We start from the raw sequence: 17,262 nt of genomic DNA on the forward strand, positions 1-17,262 counted from the left end.
TCGGTCGCGTGAAGGTCTACGAAGCGATCGTCAAGGGCGAGAACATCCCGGAGCCGGGCATTCCGGAATCGTTCAAGGTCCTGCTCAAGGAACTCCAGTCGCTGTGCCTCAACGTCGAAGTGCTGTCCGCGGGGTCGGCCATCGAATTCCAGCACGGCGACGACGAGGTGGATCGCACCGCCGCCAATCTGGGCATCTCGCTGTCGGGCAGTGAATCCGCGTCGGTGGAAGATCTGTCGAGCTGATCGGGACCGCCGTACTGTGCTGAGTACGCCGCGCACGGATCTGTCAGAAGATCCGTGCGCGGCGCGCTAGACACTCACGGCCTTCTTCGACGGCGTCTGCACGACACCGACCAGATCCGAGTTGCCCATGTTGTAGTGATTGCGCTTCACCTGGTCGCTGGAATTGCCTTCGATGGTGGTGATCGTGTTGCCGTTGACGGATTCCACGATGCCGACGTGGTCCGGGTTGCCGTCGTTGTTCCAGTCGAAGATGACCATGTCGCCGGGTTGGGCTTTCGAGGTGGACCGCTGCAGTCCAAGCTTCTTCGCATCGGACCAGATGGCCGACACCAGATTTTTGTTGGTCCAGTTGACTTTATACCCGGCCTTCTTCCACACCCAGGTGGCGAACGAGGCGCACCAAGCGTCGTCGATGTTGTAGGGCCGGTCGACGTGGTTCGTGCCGTTCTCCCGCACGCCCAGTTCATTGCGCGCCATCTTCAGGATGTCGTCCACGGTGCCGTCGCCGGTCGCATAGGTCGCGGTGCTCGCGGGCACCGAGCTACCACCCCTCGACCACGGAGTGGACAGGGTCCGGCCTGGTTGGTGACTCGTTCGGCTCTGGTAGTACGGACGGGAGGCGTCGATGCCGTTGGCCTGGTTCTGGATCTGCCCGTAGGTGTCCGCCACCGCGTCGTGCACGTCGTCGACGGCCTGCAGGACGTATCGCATCGCGCGACTCTCCTCATCCGCCGTCAGCGGCAGGTACGCGCCCTCCTTGTCCGTGCGTTCCCTGATGCTGCGCAGGTTGCCATCGAGTTCGCCGACCCGTTCCTTGATCGACTTATAGGTGGCATTCGTCAAATCGAAGGTTTTGAAAGCGGCGTCCTTGACGTTGCGACCCTGCTGATCCATCTCCTTCTTCTTGGTGTCGATTTCGCCCTTGCGCGCGCTGTAGTTGTCGATCAGCACCGACTCGCCCGGAGGTTCTTCGAGGCCGTCGTCACTGAGCAACTTCTGCTTGTCCAGCCAGGCCAGCAGATCCGGCTGCTGGGAACCCTGCCCGGAGGCGAACAGCAGAATCGAGGTCTCGATGAATTCCTGCGCCGCTTGGATCAGGGATTTCAGGCCACCGCTGGCGATACGGGGAACGTACAGACCTTCGACGAACCCGATCAGCTCGGCACGGGTGGTCGTCATGTGCACCCCCTTCCTCCGGCCAAGGCACACATGCCAAAAGGCGCAACGAGCATTATCCGTACCTCACTCGGCCGATGCCGCCGGACGCTGTGGCGGCAGACGCAGCTGTAATGCCGAGTATCGGGCATTCCCGGCATTGGCAACTGTCCGCCCCATCCGCATCGGGTCGGTGTGCCGCCGACCAGCTCCCGCGAAGCGCACTGCGCCGCGGCGAATTCAGAGGGTGAGGCGCACCATGTCCGCCGTGCGCGCCAAGCCGGGAAACGCCTGCGGAGTGGACCTCGGATGCAGCGCGTGCACCGCGAGCCGGAACATGACCGCGCGCAACAACATCTGCGGCCATTCCGGCAGGTCCGCCCAGCGATCGAGCAACCCGTCGTCCGCGCCGCCCCAGGCCAGCGCGTCCACCACGATCACCGCCGCCGCCCACGGCACCGGCCGCCAGTAGGGGGTGATGTCGGTGAGCCCGGGGGTTTGCGCGCCCGCGAACAACACGGTGCCGAACAGATCGCCGTGCACCAGCTGTGGCGGCGACTGCACCGGTTTGCGGAGGGTGGCCAGTTGGCCGATCAGTTCGATGCTGCGCCGCCCGTCCGGGGAGGTCGACAGCGACGCGCCGCCCGCGCGCAGGCTGCGCAGCGGCACCGGCTCCCAGGCGGCGCGATCGGCCGCGACGAACACGTCGATGTCCACCCACGGCACCACCGGTGGCTGAGCGAGGAAACGCGGGCGCTCCAGATCCGCCGTCGCCTTGTGCAGGCGCAGCGACACCGACACCACCTCGTCATGCCGCGGTTCCGGCATACCCTCCAGATAGGTGTCCGCGCGCCAGCCCGACACCACGTACCTGCCGTCGGTCGCCCGCACCGGACGTGCCAGCCGCAGCCCGTCCACCCGCAACGCCTCTCGGACCTTCGCCGACCACGCCGCGCGCGCGTGATCGGTGACCGGACTGAGCACCACATCGCCCAAGCGCCAGCCGCCTTCCCAGTCGCCGAGCGCAACCGGGGTCACTTCGCGCAGACCGAACGTGGCACGCACATGCTCGGGAGGTTCCACAGAAGTCACGGCCGTACCGTACGTGGTGTCGGTTTTGGCGCGCCTCCGGCGCGCCGTGTTGTTTGGCAGCGCCTGCGGCGCTGCGTGTTCACGGCCCTCTACGGCTCACGTCCGAGCGACCGCCGCTTGCTCCTTCGTCGCGGACGCGGCGGCCACTCGGACGCAAGCAGGGCCGCGAACGGCGCATGCTCGGTCTCGCTTCGCTCGAAACCGGGAGCTGGGCTCAGCCGGGCGCGTTGGCATTCCAACTCGCGACTCGGCCCTTGGCACCCGAAATTCGACTGCCGTCATTCCACCAAGCGCGCGAGGATTCGGGTTCACGAGAGCCCGCTCAACTTCGTCCGCCTGGATCTGGGCATCGTGTTGCGCGATCGCGAGCCGCCGTCTACACCCCGGCTGACGGCGAGGCGTAGGCGTTCTACCCGCTCAGTACACCGGCAGTGACTTGTCCACCTGGTTCGCCCAGGCGATCACGCCGCCTTGCAGGTGGGTGGCGTCGGAGAAGCCCGCGCGTTTGAGGGCGGCCAGGGCTTCGGCGGAGCGCACGCCGGTCTTGCAGTGCAGCACGATGGGGCGGTTCTGGGGCAGTTCGGCCAGCGCCTCGCCGGACAGGATGCGGTCCTTGGGGATGAGCTTCGCGCCCTCGATGTGCACGATGTCCCACTCGACCGGCTCCCGCACATCGATCAGCTCGATGTCCTTACCCGACGCCAGCAGCTCCTCGAGCTCGCGTGCGGTGATGGTGGACCCGGCCGCGGCCGCTTGGCCCTCATCCGACACCACGCCGCAGAACGCCTCGTAGTCGATCAGCTCGGTGATCGGCTGACGCTCCGGATCGCGGCGCAGCTTGATGGTGCGGTAGTTCATGTCGAGTGCGTCGTACACCATCAGACGGCCCAGCAGCGGCTCACCGATGCCGGTGATCAGCTTGATCGCCTCGGTGACCATCACCGACCCGATGGACGCGCACAGCACACCGAGCACGCCGCCCTCCGCGCAGGAGGGGACCATGCCGGGCGGCGGGGCCTCCGGGTAGAGGTCGCGGTAGTTGATACCGCGCCCGTCCGGCGCGTCCTCCCAGAACACCGAGACTTGGCCCTCGAAGCGATAGATCGAGCCCCACACATACGGCTTGCGCGCGAGCACCGCGGCATCGTTGACCAGGTAGCGGGTGGCGAAGTTGTCGGTGCCGTCGACGATCAGGTCGTACTGTTCGAACAGCTGCACCGCGTTCTCCGGCTCCAGCCGGATCTTGTGCAACCGGACATCGATGCCGGAGTTGATCTCCAGGATCGAGTCGCGCGCGCTGTCGGCCTTGGAGCGGCCGATGTCGGACTCGCCGTGGATGATCTGGCGCTGCAGGTTCGACGCGTCGACCTCGTCGAACTCGACGATGCCCAGCGTGCCGACACCGGCGGCGGCCAGGTACAGCAGGGCGGGCGAGCCGAGGCCACCCGCGCCGATCACCAGTACCTTGGCGTTCTTCAGACGTTTCTGCCCGTCCACGCCCAGATCGGGGATGATCAGGTGTCGGCTGTAGCGGGCTACCTCATCCCTGGTCAGTTCCGCGGCCGGCTCGACAAGTGGCGGCAGGGACTTGGGTGATGACACGTCCAGGACTCCTCGAATCGCTCGGCCGATCGCTGCGGCGGTATGACGCCCGCGGCGGGTTGGTTCAACAGTGCAACACCGACGACCGGGCAGTTCTTCCCGCCCATCGTTCCGTATACCCGGCCCGGCGCGACAACCGCCCTCATCCCCTCGGATAGGGCCAGGGGTTGAAGCGGCAGCGTTTGCCGTCCATCGGGACCACGCCGTGCGGATCCAGCGCGGCGATGTCGTCGTTGCGGGTGCCGAAGGTCTGCTGCATCATCACCGGCGCGAGCCCGCCGTCGGTCTCGCACGCCTGATGCTGGTGGTAGCCGATGGCGTGGCCGACCTCGTGGTTGATCAGGTACTGCCGGTAGGACCCGATATCGCCTTCGAACGCCAGCGCGCCGCGCACCCACCTGACCTCCGACAGCACCACGCGGCGATCGTCGGCGTTGTAGCAGGAGGTATCGATCGGGATATCGAAACCGCATTCCTTGCGGCTGGTTTCTCGTGAGGTGAGCGAGACGCGGAAGTCCACGTCGCCCTGGTCGACCCGGCGGAAGGCGAACTTGGGGTCGTGGGTCCAGCTCTTCGGGTTGGCCAGCGTGGCATCGATCATCTTGGCGACGGCCTCGTCTCCGCCCAAGCCGGAGGTGTCCACGCCGTTCTCGATCTCCACGGTGTAGCGGAAGGCGGTCGCGGTTCCGGTGCCGATCTGGGCGGTCGTGCCGGGCACCACGTGCCAGACGCCCGCGCCGGATTCGGCGAAGGCGCCGCCTTCGGGCAGGGCGCCGGTGGGGAGATCGGTGGGAAAGTGCCCATCACCGGGTGGGGCGCCGATGATGCCCGCGGTGGCGGTGGCCGGGCTGAGCCGCCCGAGCCCGGGGTCGGAGCCCGCGGCGTTGATCTCGTCGGCGGCGCGGATCGCGTCGACCACGACCAGAACGGTGATCACGACCAGGACCGGCAACGCATACGCCCGCCAGCCGTAGGTCGAGACGAATCGGCCGAGCGCGCTCTGCTTCTTGGCGTCCCGCTCGGGGCGCGTCCTGGTCCTGCCCTCGTCGGGAGCGGTGGGGTCCCAGCGGGCGCGCAGCGGCTGATGGGATCGCTCGGCCTTGTGCGAGTACATGCCGACCGGATCGTCGGCAGCATCCTGTTCGCCCTGCGTCGGGGTGGAATCGGGCTGCGGCGCGGGAGGTTCGGGCGCTTTGCCGCGCTTGCGTTCGCTCTTCTCGCGACCGGACGACCCGCCGCCCGCCCCGGACCGCTTGGCTGCGCCGGTCCGAGCCGCCCCACTGGATCGCGCCTCTGGCCAGGTTCTCGCCATGTGGTCCGACCCTACGGAACCGGGCTCGCCGGAGCCAGCCGGGCCGCGTGTACCGCGCCGCCCGGCGGGTGGTCTGTCCGGTCGGTCGGTCACGTTCACCAGCGTCTCACAGCGGCGAATCCCCACCTGCGGGCACACCGGCGGCTCATCCGGTGCGACAATGTGTCCGCGGGTGGCACCAGTTGCCCGGCCCCGATCCGCGGGCAGGCGACAACCGGGTATCGTGCTTGAAATAACCCGGTGCACACCCCTTTGCCGGGGAATCGACTGGGAGAGCCGAAATGACTGACCTCGTGGACCGGATGACGTCCCGTAGATCGTCGTCCGAGGCCATGGCACCCGCCAAACGCGGTACCCGGCTTCCGCGCGACGAGCGACGTCAACAGCTACTCGCGGCGGCAAGCGAAGTCTTCGTGCAGCGCGGCTACCACGCCGCGGGCATGGACGAGATCTCGCAGTGCGCCGGAGTGAGCAAGCCGGTGCTGTACCAGCACTTCAGCAGCAAGCTGGAGCTGTACCTCGCGGTGCTGCAGAACTATGTCGACATGCTGGTCTCCAGTGTGCGCCAAGCGCTGCGCTCCACCACCGACAACAAGCAGCGCGTGCGCGCGGCGGTGCAGGCGTACTTCGATTTCGTGGACAACGAGATGCAGGGCTTCCGCCTGGTCTTCGAGTCCGACCTGACCAGCGAGCCGCAGGTGCAGCGCCGGGTCGAGCAGGCCACCGAGGCCTGCGTGGACGCGGTCTTCGACCTCGTCGCGCACGACTCCGGCCTCGACCCCTACCGGGCCCGCATCCTGGCCGTCGGCTTGGTCGGCGCGAGCCAGTTCACCGCGCGCTACTGGCTGGAGGCCGATCGGCCGATCCCGAAGGAAGAGGCGGTCGACACCACCGTCCAGCTCGCGTGGGGCGGCCTGAAGCACGTGCCGCTGCACCCGATCGACTGAGCGGGTCCGACGACGAACGAGCCCCTGTCCCCGATCGCTCGGGGCAGGGGCTCGCTGCGTGTGAAGCGGAAGTCAGACGGCGGCGAAACCGACGCGGCCGCCGGTGGTCGAGCCGATCTCGACGTAGGCGACCTTCGCGGCCTGGATCAGGAACTTGCGGCCTTTCTCATCGGTGAGCGTCAAGACGCCACCGTCGCCGCCGAGCGCACCGGACACCAGCGCCTCGACCTCTTCCTGGGTCTGCGCGCTGCTGATCACCAGCTCGCGCGGGCTATCCGAAATACCGATTTTGACCTCCACGGCCAACCTCCGAACCTGAGAGTCCTGTGCTGTCGATTCCAAGGCTAGTGGTGGCCACCGGTGGCGCTCACTTGGGCTCGACGAGCTGGATCTCGAGTTCGATCTTCACGGTGTCGCTGAGCATGCCGGGCAGCGGGCCGCCGACGCCGAAGTCGGTGCGCTTGATGGTGCCGGTGGCGGAGAAGCCCGCGTGCCGGTCGCCGGTGGGACCGAAGTCCTGCACGCCGCCCCACTCGACTTCCAGTGTGACGGGCTTGGTGATCGCGCCGAGCGTGGCCTGCCCTCGGACCTCGAAGGTCTCGGCGACGACCACGGGATGGTCGGCGCGGAAGGTCAGCGTGGGGCGATTGGCGACGTCGAGGAAATCGGCGGTGCGGATGTGCGCGTCCCGGTCGGGGTTGCCGGTGTCGAAGGAGTCCAGGTAGATCGTCGCGCCGACGGTGGCGGCGCCCGATTCGTCGACCACGAATTCGGTCTCGAACCGGGTGAATCCGCCACGCACCTTGGAGATGCCGAGATGGCGAATGGTGAAGGCGACCGAGGAGTGCGCGGCGTCGAGGGCCCACGAACCGGATTTCAGCGTGGTGGATTCCGAGGTAGAAGTCATGCCTCCGACAATGGCCGGACCGCGGTCCGGTAGCCAGACCGCCGTTATCCTGGACCTGGCAGGGCGAGGTTGATCGTCCCCGGACCCGGCACGATGGAAACCATGGCAAGCAATGGATTCGCGGAGTTCCTCATCGCCCGGCGCGCCGAGCTGCGGCCGTCGGATGTCGGCTTGCCCGAGGGCGGCCGCCGTAGGACGCCGGGGCTGCGGCGCGAGGAGGTCGCCGTCCGAGCGGGCGTCAGCGCCGACTATCTGGCCCGGCTGGAGCAGGGCCGCGACACCAACCCGTCGCTCGCGGTGATCGACGCGCTGGCCGACGCGCTGCTGCTGCGTGGCGACGACCGTCAGTACTTCGGCATGCTCGCGATGGCTTCCGGCAACGAATCCCGATGCCCCGGAAGCGAATCCGCTCAGGAACAGGTGGCTCCGACGATCGAAACGATCCTGCGGGCGTTGCAGCCGACGCCGGCGTTCGTGGTCGGCCGCAGGCTGAACGTGCTCGGCTGGAACCAGGCGTGGGCCGATTTCGTCGCTCCGCTGGGCCTGCTGGACGGACCGGATCAGCCCGATCTCGCCTGGTACATCTTCATGCATCCCGCCGCGCGGCGCGTCCTGCGCAACTGGGAGGAAGCCGCCGACACCTTCACGGCGGCACTCTGCCGCGCCAAACTGCACTGGCCCGGAGACGACGCACTGCTCGAGACCATCGAAGCGCTGCGCGGGCTCCCCGATTTCGCCGACCGCTGGAAGCCGCATCGGGTGGGCGCACCCGGCTCCGGCACACTGCACCTCGACCATCCCGTGCACGGCTCGGTCGAGGTCCCGTTCGAGATGCTGGAAGCCGACCGCAGGGATCAGAGCGTCGTCGTCTGGTTGGTCGACCGGGCGAGCATCCACGCGCCCGGTTTGCGGCTGGTGCCCAACCGCGCGGCGAACGAATAGCTCAGATCCCGAGGACCGCCATGCGCTCGGCGTGACTGTCCTGCATGCGCTCGATCAGCGCGGCGATGCCGTTGAGGTCGCCGGTGGCGGTGAGCACCAGATCGGTGAGTTCGTCGCGCTGCGCCATGACGAACTGCGCCTGCGTGATGGCCTCGCCGAGCAGCCGCCTGCCCCAGAGCGTGAGCCGGTCGCGTTCGGAGCGGCTCTCGGTGACCGCCCGGCGCACCTCCTCGACGACGAACTCGGAGTGACTGGTCTCGGCGAGCACGTCGCGGACCACCGCGGCGACGTCCGGGGTCAGCGCGCCCGCGATCTCGGTGTAGAAGTCCGCGGCGATGCCGTCACCGACGTAGAACTTCACCATCGACTCGAGCCACGTCGAAGGGTCGGTGGACGCGTGGTAGTCGTCCAGCGCGCGCACGAACGGCGCCATCGCGTCGAAGACGTCGGCGCCGCGCGCGGCCAACGCGGACTCCAGTGTCTTGAAATGCTCCATCTCGGCCGCGGCCATCGTCGCGACCGCCACCTTGCCCCGCAGGGTCGGCGACAGCTTGGCCTCCTCGGCCAGCCGGTAGAACGCGGAGATCTCGCCGTAGGCGAGCACCGCGAACAGGTCGGTCACGCCGGGATGGCTCGCGGGGATGGAAATGCTTGCTGGGTCGGTCGACGAAACACCTAACGCGGCAGGTGACTGTGCTCCCATGCGCCCCAGCGTAATACTCACCGCGGATCAGGCGGTCTCGGCGAGGAACTTCTCGAGGTAACTCCATGTCGTGTCACGCGCGGTCGGCGCGGCCAGGATGCCCAGATGGCTGCCTGGAGCGGTCTCGTAGCGGACCGTGGCCGCTCCGGTGAGCACGTGCGCACCGCCTTCGACGGCCGCCGCCGGAGTGATCACGTCGGACGGCCCGCCGACCAGCAGCACCGGCGCGGTCACCTTCGCCAGTTCGATGCGGCGCGCGCCGAGCCGGACCACACCGCGCCCGATGTCGTTGTTCAGGATGAACCGGCCCCACAGCTGACCGTAGAAGCGGCCGGGGTAGCCGGGCATCTCGGCCATGAACCGGTCGATCGTCTCCATCTTCGCCAGCGCCTCGGTGCGCGCGATGTTGCTCGCGACGAACCAGGGCCGGGTCAGCTCACGATCCCAGGCGGTGACCTTGTAGCCGATTCGAGTCAGTGTCGCAGGAACGCCACCGGCCGCGCGGATGACGGTCGAGGTGGCGCGGCCACCCGTGAGCTTCGCGACGGCGCGCAGCTGCGGCACGCCGGTCATCCGGTCGTAGTCCAGCGGCGAGCCGACCGCCGTGATGGACCGGATGGGCAACTCGGGATGCGCCGCGGCGGTGAGCAGGGCCAGCGTGCCACCGAGCGACCAGCCGACCAGGTCCACCGCGCCTCCGTCGCGGTCGGCGCTGGTGCGCAACACCGCCTCGGGCAGGATGTCGTCGATCCAGTCCTCGAAGCCCATGCGCCGGTCGGCGAAGGTGATCTCGCCGTAGTCGACGACGTACGGGCTGCGGCCGATCTCCAGCAGGAAGCGCGCCAGGCTCTGGTCGGGCCGCAGATCGAAACAGGTCGCGGGCGCGGCCAGCGGCGGGACCAGCAGCACGGCCGAATCCGCCGACGCCGCGTCGCCGTCGGCTCCCTCGAACCGGCGCAGTTGCCGGTGCGGCTGGTTCCACAGGATCGTCGCGGGGGTCGGGTCCGGCGCCTCGATGCCGGAGCCGAAGGTCAGCGCCCAGGCGTTGCGCGCGGCGATGGTGACAGTGTCGGCAAGGCTCACAGCGAAGAGATTCTCATACTCGGTACCGTCGGTAACAGGCAACTCCCCGCCGTGCTACCGCGGCCCCATGCCCACGGGGTTGAGCGGCGGCACCACCGACTCCTGGACGCTGCGCACCAGCGGCGCGAGCGAGGTGGTCAGCTCGGTGATCGCGTCGGCCGACAGCACCGCGAGCGCGCCGGTCCACGCCGCTTCGTCGGTGTCGGCCTCGACCGCGGCCAGCAACTCCGCGCCGCCGCCGGTGAGGGTGGGAGTGACCGGCTCCCCGGCGACCAGGCCGCGGGCACGCAGCTCGTCGAAGTCCTCCGCCCACTCCGCCTCCGACACGCCGCGCGCCGGACGCATCACCGATTCCGGCGCCTTGCCCGCGGCTACCTGCACGATCAGCGCTTGCCGTCCGGTGAGGCCGTGGGTGACCAGGGCCGCGACATGGCCGTCGCCGCGATGCTCGCGCAGGGAGGTGGCCAGCTGCCACAGCGCGGCCACCGGGTCGGCGGGCAGCGGCAGAGCCGCGTTCGCGGCGAACAGCGCCCGCCCCGTCGGATCCGCCGCGCGCTGCACCGGCGCGAGCAGTTCGACCGCGCGAGCCGACACCGCGTCGCCCGCGCCGACGCCGCGCAGCAGGCCGGTGGCCAGCTCCAGCCGAGCGACCAGGCAGCGTTGCGGGGTGGCGCGCTCCCACGCTTCCGGCAGCGCGCGACGCACCATGCCGGGGTGGAATCCGGCGAAGACCGCCTGCACGGCGGCGGGCGTCACCGCGCCCAGCGGCGCGGCGCGGAAAGCGAAGTACGTCTGCCAGTAGCCGCGCAATCCGATCCCGACGCCCGACTCCTTGACGCCGGTTCCGAAATAGACCACATCGTGTAGCGGTTCGAGCGTCGCCCAGATTTGCCGCGCCGGATGAATTCCCATGTCGCGCAGCGTACGTGGACCCCCGGCGCGGCGAAAGCACACCGCGGGTCAGGAGCATTTCCGATAGCGCGCCGCGCTGGCAATTCGAGCGGGGCACAATATCACGCTACAATCGCGTCGGACAACGAAAAGTTTCGCTCGACAGAGTTGCCGGACGTCGCGCTCACGCACACCGCGCGGACGCCGCTGCGACCGCCGACCGGTTTCGAGTGCGAAGTTTTCGTTGGACACCGAAAATGTGCGCGCACCAATCCGCGTCACCAGTGCGCCGCGCCGATGTTTTGCGAGGTAGCCGCCGTTTTTCACGGCAGGCGCCCGGCATCCGGAGCGTGGCCGGGTGAAGTATCACCTGCGGAGTCGTGGTCGTCGTGGACCGCCCGGTCCGCCCCACCTCGTGCGCGCGGGACGTGATTACGAGGAAGGCACGAACCCTGAGCAAGATCACAGTCGATCAGGAACCAGGTCTGGCGGAGACCCTGTTGACGGCCGAACTGGACGCGACGCACACCGCCCCGACTTTCGCCGAATTGGGCGTGCGCGCCGAAATCGTCCGCGCACTCGGCGAGATCGGAATCGAACGTACTTTCGCCATTCAAGAACTGACCCTCCCGCTGGCGCTCGCGGGTGAAGATCTCATCGGTCAGGCCCGCACCGGCATGGGCAAAACCTTCGGATTCGGCGTGCCGCTGCTGCACCGGATCGCCACCGCGGAATCCGGCACGACGCCGCTGGACGGCACGCCGCGCGCGCTGGTCATCGTGCCGACGCGCGAGCTGTGCATCCAGGTCACCAAGGATCTGGAGAACGCGAGCAAGTACCTCACCAACCACCAGGGGCCGCTGCGCGTCGCCTCCATCTACGGTGGCCGCCCCTACGAGGCGCAGATCGAGGCGCTGCGCGCGGGCGTCGACGTGGTGGTCGGCACGCCGGGCCGACTACTGGACCTCGCCGACCAGCAGCACCTCATCCTCGGCAAGATCGGCGTGCTGGTGCTGGACGAGGCCGACGAGATGCTCGACCTCGGCTTCCTGCCCGACATCGAGCGCATCCTCGGCATGGTCCCGGACAAACGCCAGACCATGCTGTTCTCCGCGACCATGCCCGGGCCGATCATCACCCTGGCGCGCACCTTCCTGAACCGGCCGACGCACATCAGGGCGGAGGAGCCGCACGACTCGGCGGTGCACGACCGCACCGCGCAGTTCGTCTACCGCGCGCACGCCCTGGACAAGAGCGAGCTGATCGCGCGCATCCTGCAGGCCGAGAGCCGGGGCGCGACGATGATCTTCACGCGCACCAAGCGCACGGCGCAGAAGGTGGCCGACGATCTCGCCGAGCGCGGGTTCGCGGTGGGCGCCGTGCACGGCGACCTCGGCCAGATCGCCCGCGAGAAGGCGCTGACCAAGTTCCGCAAGGGCGCCATCGACGTGCTGGTCGCCACCGACGTCGCGGCGCGCGGCATCGACATCGACGACGTCACGCACGTCATCAACTACCAGTGCCCCGAGGACGAGAAGACCTACGTGCACCGGATCGGTCGCACCGGCCGGGCCGGGCGCACCGGCGTGGCGGTGACGCTGATCGACTGGGACGAACTCAACCGCTGGTCGGCGATCGACAGCGCGCTCGGGCTCGGCATCCCCGAACCGGTCGAGACGTACTCGCGCTCGCCGCACCTGTACACCGACCTCGGTATTCCCGAGGGCGTGACCGGCGTGATCCGCAAGCCGAAGCCGGAGCGCGACCCGGACGCGGTGGTGGTCGAACGTACGGCCCGCGCTCCGCGCAAGCGCAACCGTAAGCGCACCCGCGGCGGTAAGCCGATCGACGACGCCCCCGAGACCGCCGATTCGACCGACACCGCCGTTGCCGACGCGGAGCAGGCCGGCGAGGCGGATGCGGCCGACAAGCCCGCCCGCCGCAGGCGCAGGCGGCGCAAGTCGACCGGAGACGCCACCGACGTCACCGCCACCGACGAGTCGAGCACGGAGGCCGCGGACGACAACGGCGGCGCGGAGGAATCCGAGACCTCCGACCGTCCCGCTCGCCGCAGGCGCAGGCGGCGTCGTTCGGGCGAAGGGGACCTCACCGCGGAGGACACCGGGAGCGCGGCCGAGCCCGCGGCCGCCGCGTCGGCCTGACCGCGCGGATCGGCTAGTCTCGCATCCGTGCTCGCACCCGAGCGGCGGACGCGCGCCGATATCATCTCCGCAGTCGCGATCGCGGTTCTCGTCGCGGTCGCCGGGGCCTTGGTGTGGGTGCGCGGAGACGCGCACGGCACCGAATCGGTGACCGCGTCCTCCACGGTGCCCACGCCGGCCGCGGCCGATCAGCTGCCCACCGCGCTGCGGGAGCTGTGGCACGCGCCCGACCGCGCGAGCGCGCGTGCGCTGGTGTCCGGCGGTGTCGCGGTGACCGGCGACGACGACACGGTCACCGGCCGCGACCCGCGCACCGGCGAGCAGCTCTGGAAATACCGGCGGGACATGCCGCTGTGCGGGGTCGAGGGCCAATACGGCATGGTGATCGCGGTCTACCGTGACGAGCGCGGGTGCAGCCAGGCCACCATGCTGGCCGGCGACAGCGGCGCCCGCCGCACCGCGCGCAGCAGCTACATGGACAAGGACGTGCGGCTGTCGGTCGACGGCACCTACCTGCTGGCGCAGGGACCGCAGCGGCTGGAGATGTGGCGCTCGGATCTGGTGCGCACGGTGGAGTACGGCTTCGTCGACGCTCCGGTGAACGTCAAGACGCAGCCGCGCAAAGGGTGCACGCTGCTGTCGTCGAGTTCCAGTTCCTCTCGGCTCGCCGTGCTGGAGCGCTGCCCCGCCGATCCGGCCGAGCGGCTCACGGTGCTCAACCCGGCCCCCAAGGACAACACCGTGCCGGAGGAGTACGGCTCGCACGTATTGACCGGTCCGGGAACGGATTCCGCGGAAGCGCGGGTGCTGGCGGTGTCCGACAGCCGGATCGTGCTCTACTTCCCCGCCGCCGAATCGCTGCCGCCGCGCTTGGCCGTCTACGACGGGAACGGCAACCCCGTTGTGATGCATCAACTTTCGGCCCCGCTGAGCCAGACGGCCACGACCACCCGGATCGGATCGGCCTATCTGGTCTTCACCGGGAACAGCGTGATCGCCTTGAACGGAAGCACGTTCGACCCGCTGTGGACGGCGGGCGGCGCGCTCGGCTCACCCGCGCTGATGGCGGGCAAACTGCTGCTGCCCACCACCGGCGCGCTCACCGTCCTCGACCCGGCCACGGGAGCCGAAACGGGACGCGTCCCGGTGGAGCGGCCCGGCTACACCGGAAGTCCGATCTCGCTCACCGTCATCGGGAACACCGTGCTGGAACTGCGCGACGGAGAACTGCACGCCTTCGGCTGAGGCGCCCGGCGAAATCTGTCGGTGCCTTGCAGCACACTGAGGCAATGAGCGAAACCCAGGCCGCCCCAAAGGAAAACGCCGCTGCCATCACGGCCTACGACGATCCCGACGCACCGTGGAACCAGGAGCACTCCGAGGAGGAGATGGCGCGTTGGAACGACGGCGTGATCGAAGAGTTCCGCGACAACGCGGGCAAGGTCGGCGGCGCCTACGCGGGCGGTGAACTGTTGCTGCTCACGACCACCGGCGCCAAGAGCGGCAAACCGCACGTCGTTCCGCTCGGCCTGTTGCGCCGCGGCGAAACGATGTACGTGAGTTCGTTCATCGAGGACCGATACCCGGCCTGGTATCACAACGTCAAAGCCCATTCCAGCGTCACCATCGAGCTGGGGCCCACCACCTATCGGGGCACGGCGCGGGCGCTGGAGGCCGCCGAGTACGACGAGTTCGCCGCGTGGGTGATCGCGAACAATCCGTTGCTCGCCGACTACCAGGCCAAGGTCTCGCGGCCGCTGCCGCTGGTAGTGCTGGAACTCGGGGAGCCGGTCGGGTCGTAGCCCGCTTCGTCACCGTCGCGGGAGACCACCGTGCCGCCGCATGATCAACCGTGGACCATCATGGAGGCATGTCCGCACTCGACGATGCCCGCGTTGTGCTGCTCCGGCACGGCGAGACCAGCTGGTCCACGCAGCGAAGGCACACCGGCCGCACCGATCTCCCGCTCACCGAGCGCGGGGAAGAACAGGCCAGGGCGGCAGGCGGCTTGCTCGCCACACTGGAACTCCGGAATCCGTTGGTGCGCACCAGCCCACGACTACGGGCGATGCACACCGCGGAGCTGGCCGGGCTCACCGGAGCCGTCGTCGACGACGACCTCGCCGAATGGGACTACGGCGCCTACGAGGGCCTGACCACCCCGCAGATCCGCGAGTCCGTGCCGGGATGGACCATCTGGACCGGCCCGGTCCCGGACGGCGAGACCGCACAGCAGGTGCGCGAACGCGCCGACCGCGTGCTGGCCGGCGTGACAGCCGCGCTGCCGGAGCGGGATATCGTGCTGGTGGGGCACGGCCACTTCTCCCGGGCGCTGATCGCCCGCTGGGCCGAGTTCGAGATCAGGGAGGGCCGCCGATTCGCCATGTCGACCGGCGGGCTGACCGTGCTCGGCTACGAACACGACGCGCGCGCGATCCGCGCGCACAACTTGGTACCCAACGGAGCGTCACAGTGACCCGACCCGACACCGATCCCACCGCCGTCGACCTCGGCTCCGCCGTGCTGCGCCGCGCCGTGCCCTCCGACGTGCCCGGACTGGTCGATCTGATCTACGACCTGGCCGAATACGAGAAGGCACGCCACGAGTGCACGGTCACCGCCGAGCAGTTGCGCTCGGCGCTGTTCGGGCCGGAGCCGAAGTTGTTCGCGCATGTGGTGGCGGACGAGTCCGGTCTGCTCGGCTGCGCCATCTGGTTCCTCAACTTCTCCACCTGGGACGGCGTGCACGGCATCTATCTGGAGGACCTCTACGTCCGGCCGGGAACCAGGGGTAAGGGCTACGGCAAAGCGCTGCTCACGGCCCTGGCGAAGGAAGCGGTCGACCAGGGCTACAGCCGCGTGTCGTGGGCGGTGCTGACCTGGAACAAGCCCTCGATCGACTTCTACGAATCGATCGGCGCCGTCGCTCAGGACGAATGGCTGGGCTACCGGCTGGCCGGCGACGCGCTCGGCAAGCTGGCCGCCGACGCGCGGTAGCGCGATGTCCTGGCTCCCGCCGCTCGATCTCACGTCCTGGCCCACCACCGCCGAAAAGGCCATGGCACTACAGGACGAACTGCGGCCGCTGATCTGTCCGGTCACCCCTCCGGGTGCGCGATTCCGCACGGTCGCAAGGCTCGATTCGGCCTACGCCGACACCGGGGCTGTGACCGCGGCCGTCGTCGTCCTGGCGGCCGACACCCTGCGGCCGGTCGCCTCAGCGGTCGCGCACGGCGCCGCCGCCTTCCCGTACGTTCCCGGCCTGCTGGCTTTCCGGGAGATCCCGGCCACGTTCGCCGCGCTCGAAAAGCTCTGCACCGCACCCGATCTCCTGGTCTGCGACGGGCAAGGACTCGCCCATCCGCGCCGCCGCTTCGGCCTCGCCTGCCACCTCGGCCTGCTCACCGGCGTGCCGACGATCGGCGTGGCGAAGACCGTGTGGGGCGAATATGCCGAACCGGGTCCCGAACGCGGTGCGGCCACCGACATCACCATCGACGGAGCGGTGGTCGGGCGGGCATTGCGCACCAGAGCGGGCGTCAAGCCGGTGTTCGTCTCCGTGGGTCATCGCATCGACCTCGACACCGCCTGCGCACAGGTGCTTGCGCTGACCCCGCGCTACCGGCTGCCGGAGACCACCAGGCACGCCGACCACCTCTGCCGGGCGGCGTTGCGCACGGCGACGGGGAACTAATCCGGTTCGACCCCGTAGTCCTGCGCCATCCAGCGCGTGGACGGCGGCGCGAACAGCAGCACCAGCGCGGCGACCGCGACCACCCCGAGCACCGTGCCGTAGACCGGCTGATGCGAGTCGGTGAGCAGCGACCAGGTGACCGGGAGCAGCAGCAGCTGCGCGATGACGGCGATGGCGCGGCCCCAGCGCTTCCCCAGCAGGAGCCCGATACCCGCGGCCAGCACCGCGCCGCCGAGGACGCCGAACCAGGCCGCGGTGCCGTAGCCGCTGGTCGTGGACTGGTCGTGCCCGAGCAGCCCCCGCACCACCAGCACGATCGCGACTCCCACGGCGACGACGCCCTCCAGCGTCACCAGTCCCCCGGCCGCCCGCACCGTCGTCGGCACCGTCCCCGCGGCCGCGCTCTTGTCGCTCACGATCGCGCCCCGCCCGCATCCGGCTCCGTCGCGCGCCGCAGCGCACGGTGTCCTCGCTTCCCTTGCTGACGCTCGTTCACGCGGCAAGCCTACGACCCCGCCGGTCCGCGT

Annotated in this window: 19 protein-coding genes; 9 read left to right on the forward strand and 10 right to left on the reverse strand. The window is 69.2% G+C overall.

Going from position 1 to position 17,262, the window contains the following annotated elements:
* Positions 1 to 245: DNA-directed RNA polymerase subunit beta (locus tag U3653_RS26885; RefSeq protein WP_324722483.1), on the forward strand; the 245-nt coding region annotated here is incomplete at its 5' end.
* Between the two features lie 66 nt (positions 246 to 311).
* Here U3653_RS26885 and U3653_RS26890 read toward each other — a convergent pair.
* From U3653_RS26890 to U3653_RS26905, 4 genes are all read right to left on the reverse strand, one after another.
* Positions 312 to 1,424: a C40 family peptidase gene (locus U3653_RS26890; RefSeq protein ID WP_195081997.1), complete on the reverse strand. Its 1,113-nt coding sequence runs from the start codon at positions 1,422 to 1,424 to the stop codon at positions 312 to 314.
* Between the two features lie 216 nt (positions 1,425 to 1,640).
* Positions 1,641 to 2,492 carry a TIGR02569 family protein gene (locus U3653_RS26895; protein ID WP_195081998.1) on the reverse strand — a complete coding sequence of 284 codons (852 nt, stop codon included), beginning with the start codon at positions 2,490 to 2,492 and terminating at the stop codon, positions 1,641 to 1,643.
* A 417-nt stretch (positions 2,493 to 2,909) separates the two neighbouring features.
* The gene (gene moeZ, locus U3653_RS26900; RefSeq protein WP_195081999.1) at positions 2,910 to 4,094 is read right to left on the reverse strand and encodes an adenylyltransferase/sulfurtransferase MoeZ; all 1,185 of its coding nucleotides are present in this window, start codon (positions 4,092 to 4,094) and stop codon (positions 2,910 to 2,912) included.
* Positions 4,095 to 4,236: 142 nt separating this feature from the next.
* Positions 4,237 to 5,208, reverse strand: coding sequence for a DUF3152 domain-containing protein (locus tag U3653_RS26905; protein ID WP_323124402.1), 972 nt, complete (start codon positions 5,206 to 5,208; stop codon positions 4,237 to 4,239).
* 479 nt (positions 5,209 to 5,687) lie between these two features.
* Here U3653_RS26905 and fasR point away from each other — a divergent pair, with 479 nt between their 5' ends.
* On the forward strand, positions 5,688 to 6,353 hold the full coding sequence (gene fasR, locus U3653_RS26910; RefSeq protein ID WP_067810596.1) for an HTH-type transcriptional activator FasR: 666 nt from the start codon (positions 5,688 to 5,690) through the stop codon (positions 6,351 to 6,353).
* Between the two features lie 72 nt (positions 6,354 to 6,425).
* Here fasR and U3653_RS26915 read toward each other — a convergent pair whose 3' ends face one another.
* Positions 6,426 to 6,653, reverse strand: a complete 228-nt coding sequence (locus tag U3653_RS26915) for a DUF3107 domain-containing protein (protein WP_067810591.1) — start codon at positions 6,651 to 6,653, stop codon at positions 6,426 to 6,428.
* Between the two features lie 67 nt (positions 6,654 to 6,720).
* Positions 6,721 to 7,260, reverse strand: coding sequence for a YceI family protein (locus U3653_RS26920; RefSeq protein ID WP_195082001.1), 540 nt, complete (start codon positions 7,258 to 7,260; stop codon positions 6,721 to 6,723).
* Between the two features lie 102 nt (positions 7,261 to 7,362).
* Here U3653_RS26920 and U3653_RS26925 point away from each other — a divergent pair, with 102 nt between their 5' ends.
* Positions 7,363 to 8,202, forward strand: coding sequence for a helix-turn-helix domain-containing protein (locus U3653_RS26925; RefSeq protein WP_195082002.1), 840 nt, complete (start codon positions 7,363 to 7,365; stop codon positions 8,200 to 8,202).
* Between the two features lies 1 nt (position 8,203).
* Here U3653_RS26925 and U3653_RS26930 read toward each other — a convergent pair whose 3' ends face one another.
* Genes U3653_RS26930 through U3653_RS26940 form a run of 3 tightly spaced genes read right to left on the reverse strand, consistent with a single transcriptional unit; the run spans position 8,204 to position 10,900 of the window.
* A complete protein-coding gene (locus U3653_RS26930; RefSeq protein ID WP_195082003.1) occupies positions 8,204 to 8,905 on the reverse strand; it encodes a ferritin-like fold-containing protein in 702 nt (233 codons plus the stop codon).
* A gap of 27 nt (positions 8,906 to 8,932) precedes the next feature.
* Entirely contained in the window at positions 8,933 to 9,988 is a 1,056-nt protein-coding gene (locus U3653_RS26935; protein ID WP_195082004.1) for an alpha/beta fold hydrolase, read from the reverse strand.
* Between the two features lie 54 nt (positions 9,989 to 10,042).
* Positions 10,043 to 10,900: an SCO6745 family protein gene (locus tag U3653_RS26940; protein ID WP_195082005.1), complete on the reverse strand. Its 858-nt coding sequence runs from the start codon at positions 10,898 to 10,900 to the stop codon at positions 10,043 to 10,045.
* 464 nt (positions 10,901 to 11,364) lie between these two features.
* Between U3653_RS26940 and U3653_RS26945 the strand changes: the two genes are divergently transcribed.
* From U3653_RS26945 to U3653_RS26970, 6 genes are all read left to right on the forward strand, one after another.
* Positions 11,365 to 13,041 carry a DEAD/DEAH box helicase gene (locus tag U3653_RS26945; protein ID WP_323124401.1) on the forward strand — a complete coding sequence of 559 codons (1,677 nt, stop codon included), beginning with the start codon at positions 11,365 to 11,367 and terminating at the stop codon, positions 13,039 to 13,041.
* A gap of 27 nt (positions 13,042 to 13,068) precedes the next feature.
* Positions 13,069 to 14,286: an Rv3212 family protein gene (locus U3653_RS26950; RefSeq protein ID WP_195082006.1), complete on the forward strand. Its 1,218-nt coding sequence runs from the start codon at positions 13,069 to 13,071 to the stop codon at positions 14,284 to 14,286.
* Between the two features lie 44 nt (positions 14,287 to 14,330).
* Positions 14,331 to 14,843: a nitroreductase/quinone reductase family protein gene (locus tag U3653_RS26955; protein WP_195082007.1), complete on the forward strand. Its 513-nt coding sequence runs from the start codon at positions 14,331 to 14,333 to the stop codon at positions 14,841 to 14,843.
* 68 nt (positions 14,844 to 14,911) lie between these two features.
* The gene (locus U3653_RS26960; RefSeq protein WP_195082008.1) at positions 14,912 to 15,517 is read left to right on the forward strand and encodes an acid phosphatase; all 606 of its coding nucleotides are present in this window, start codon (positions 14,912 to 14,914) and stop codon (positions 15,515 to 15,517) included.
* A gap of 44 nt (positions 15,518 to 15,561) precedes the next feature.
* On the forward strand, positions 15,562 to 16,038 hold the full coding sequence (locus tag U3653_RS26965; RefSeq protein WP_195082141.1) for a GNAT family N-acetyltransferase: 477 nt from the start codon (positions 15,562 to 15,564) through the stop codon (positions 16,036 to 16,038).
* Positions 16,039 to 16,042: 4 nt separating this feature from the next.
* Entirely contained in the window at positions 16,043 to 16,735 is a 693-nt protein-coding gene (locus tag U3653_RS26970; protein ID WP_195082009.1) for an endonuclease V, read from the forward strand.
* Here U3653_RS26970 and U3653_RS26975 read toward each other — a convergent pair.
* On the reverse strand, positions 16,732 to 17,154 hold the full coding sequence (locus tag U3653_RS26975; protein WP_397071493.1) for a hypothetical protein: 423 nt from the start codon (positions 17,152 to 17,154) through the stop codon (positions 16,732 to 16,734). The two genes, U3653_RS26970 and U3653_RS26975, sit on opposite strands and share 4 nt — an antisense overlap.
* Between the last annotated feature and the right edge of the window lie 108 nt (positions 17,155 to 17,262).

This window comes from Nocardia implantans (genome assembly GCF_035544775.1).
GTDB lineage: Bacteria > Actinomycetota > Actinomycetes > Mycobacteriales > Mycobacteriaceae > Nocardia > Nocardia implantans.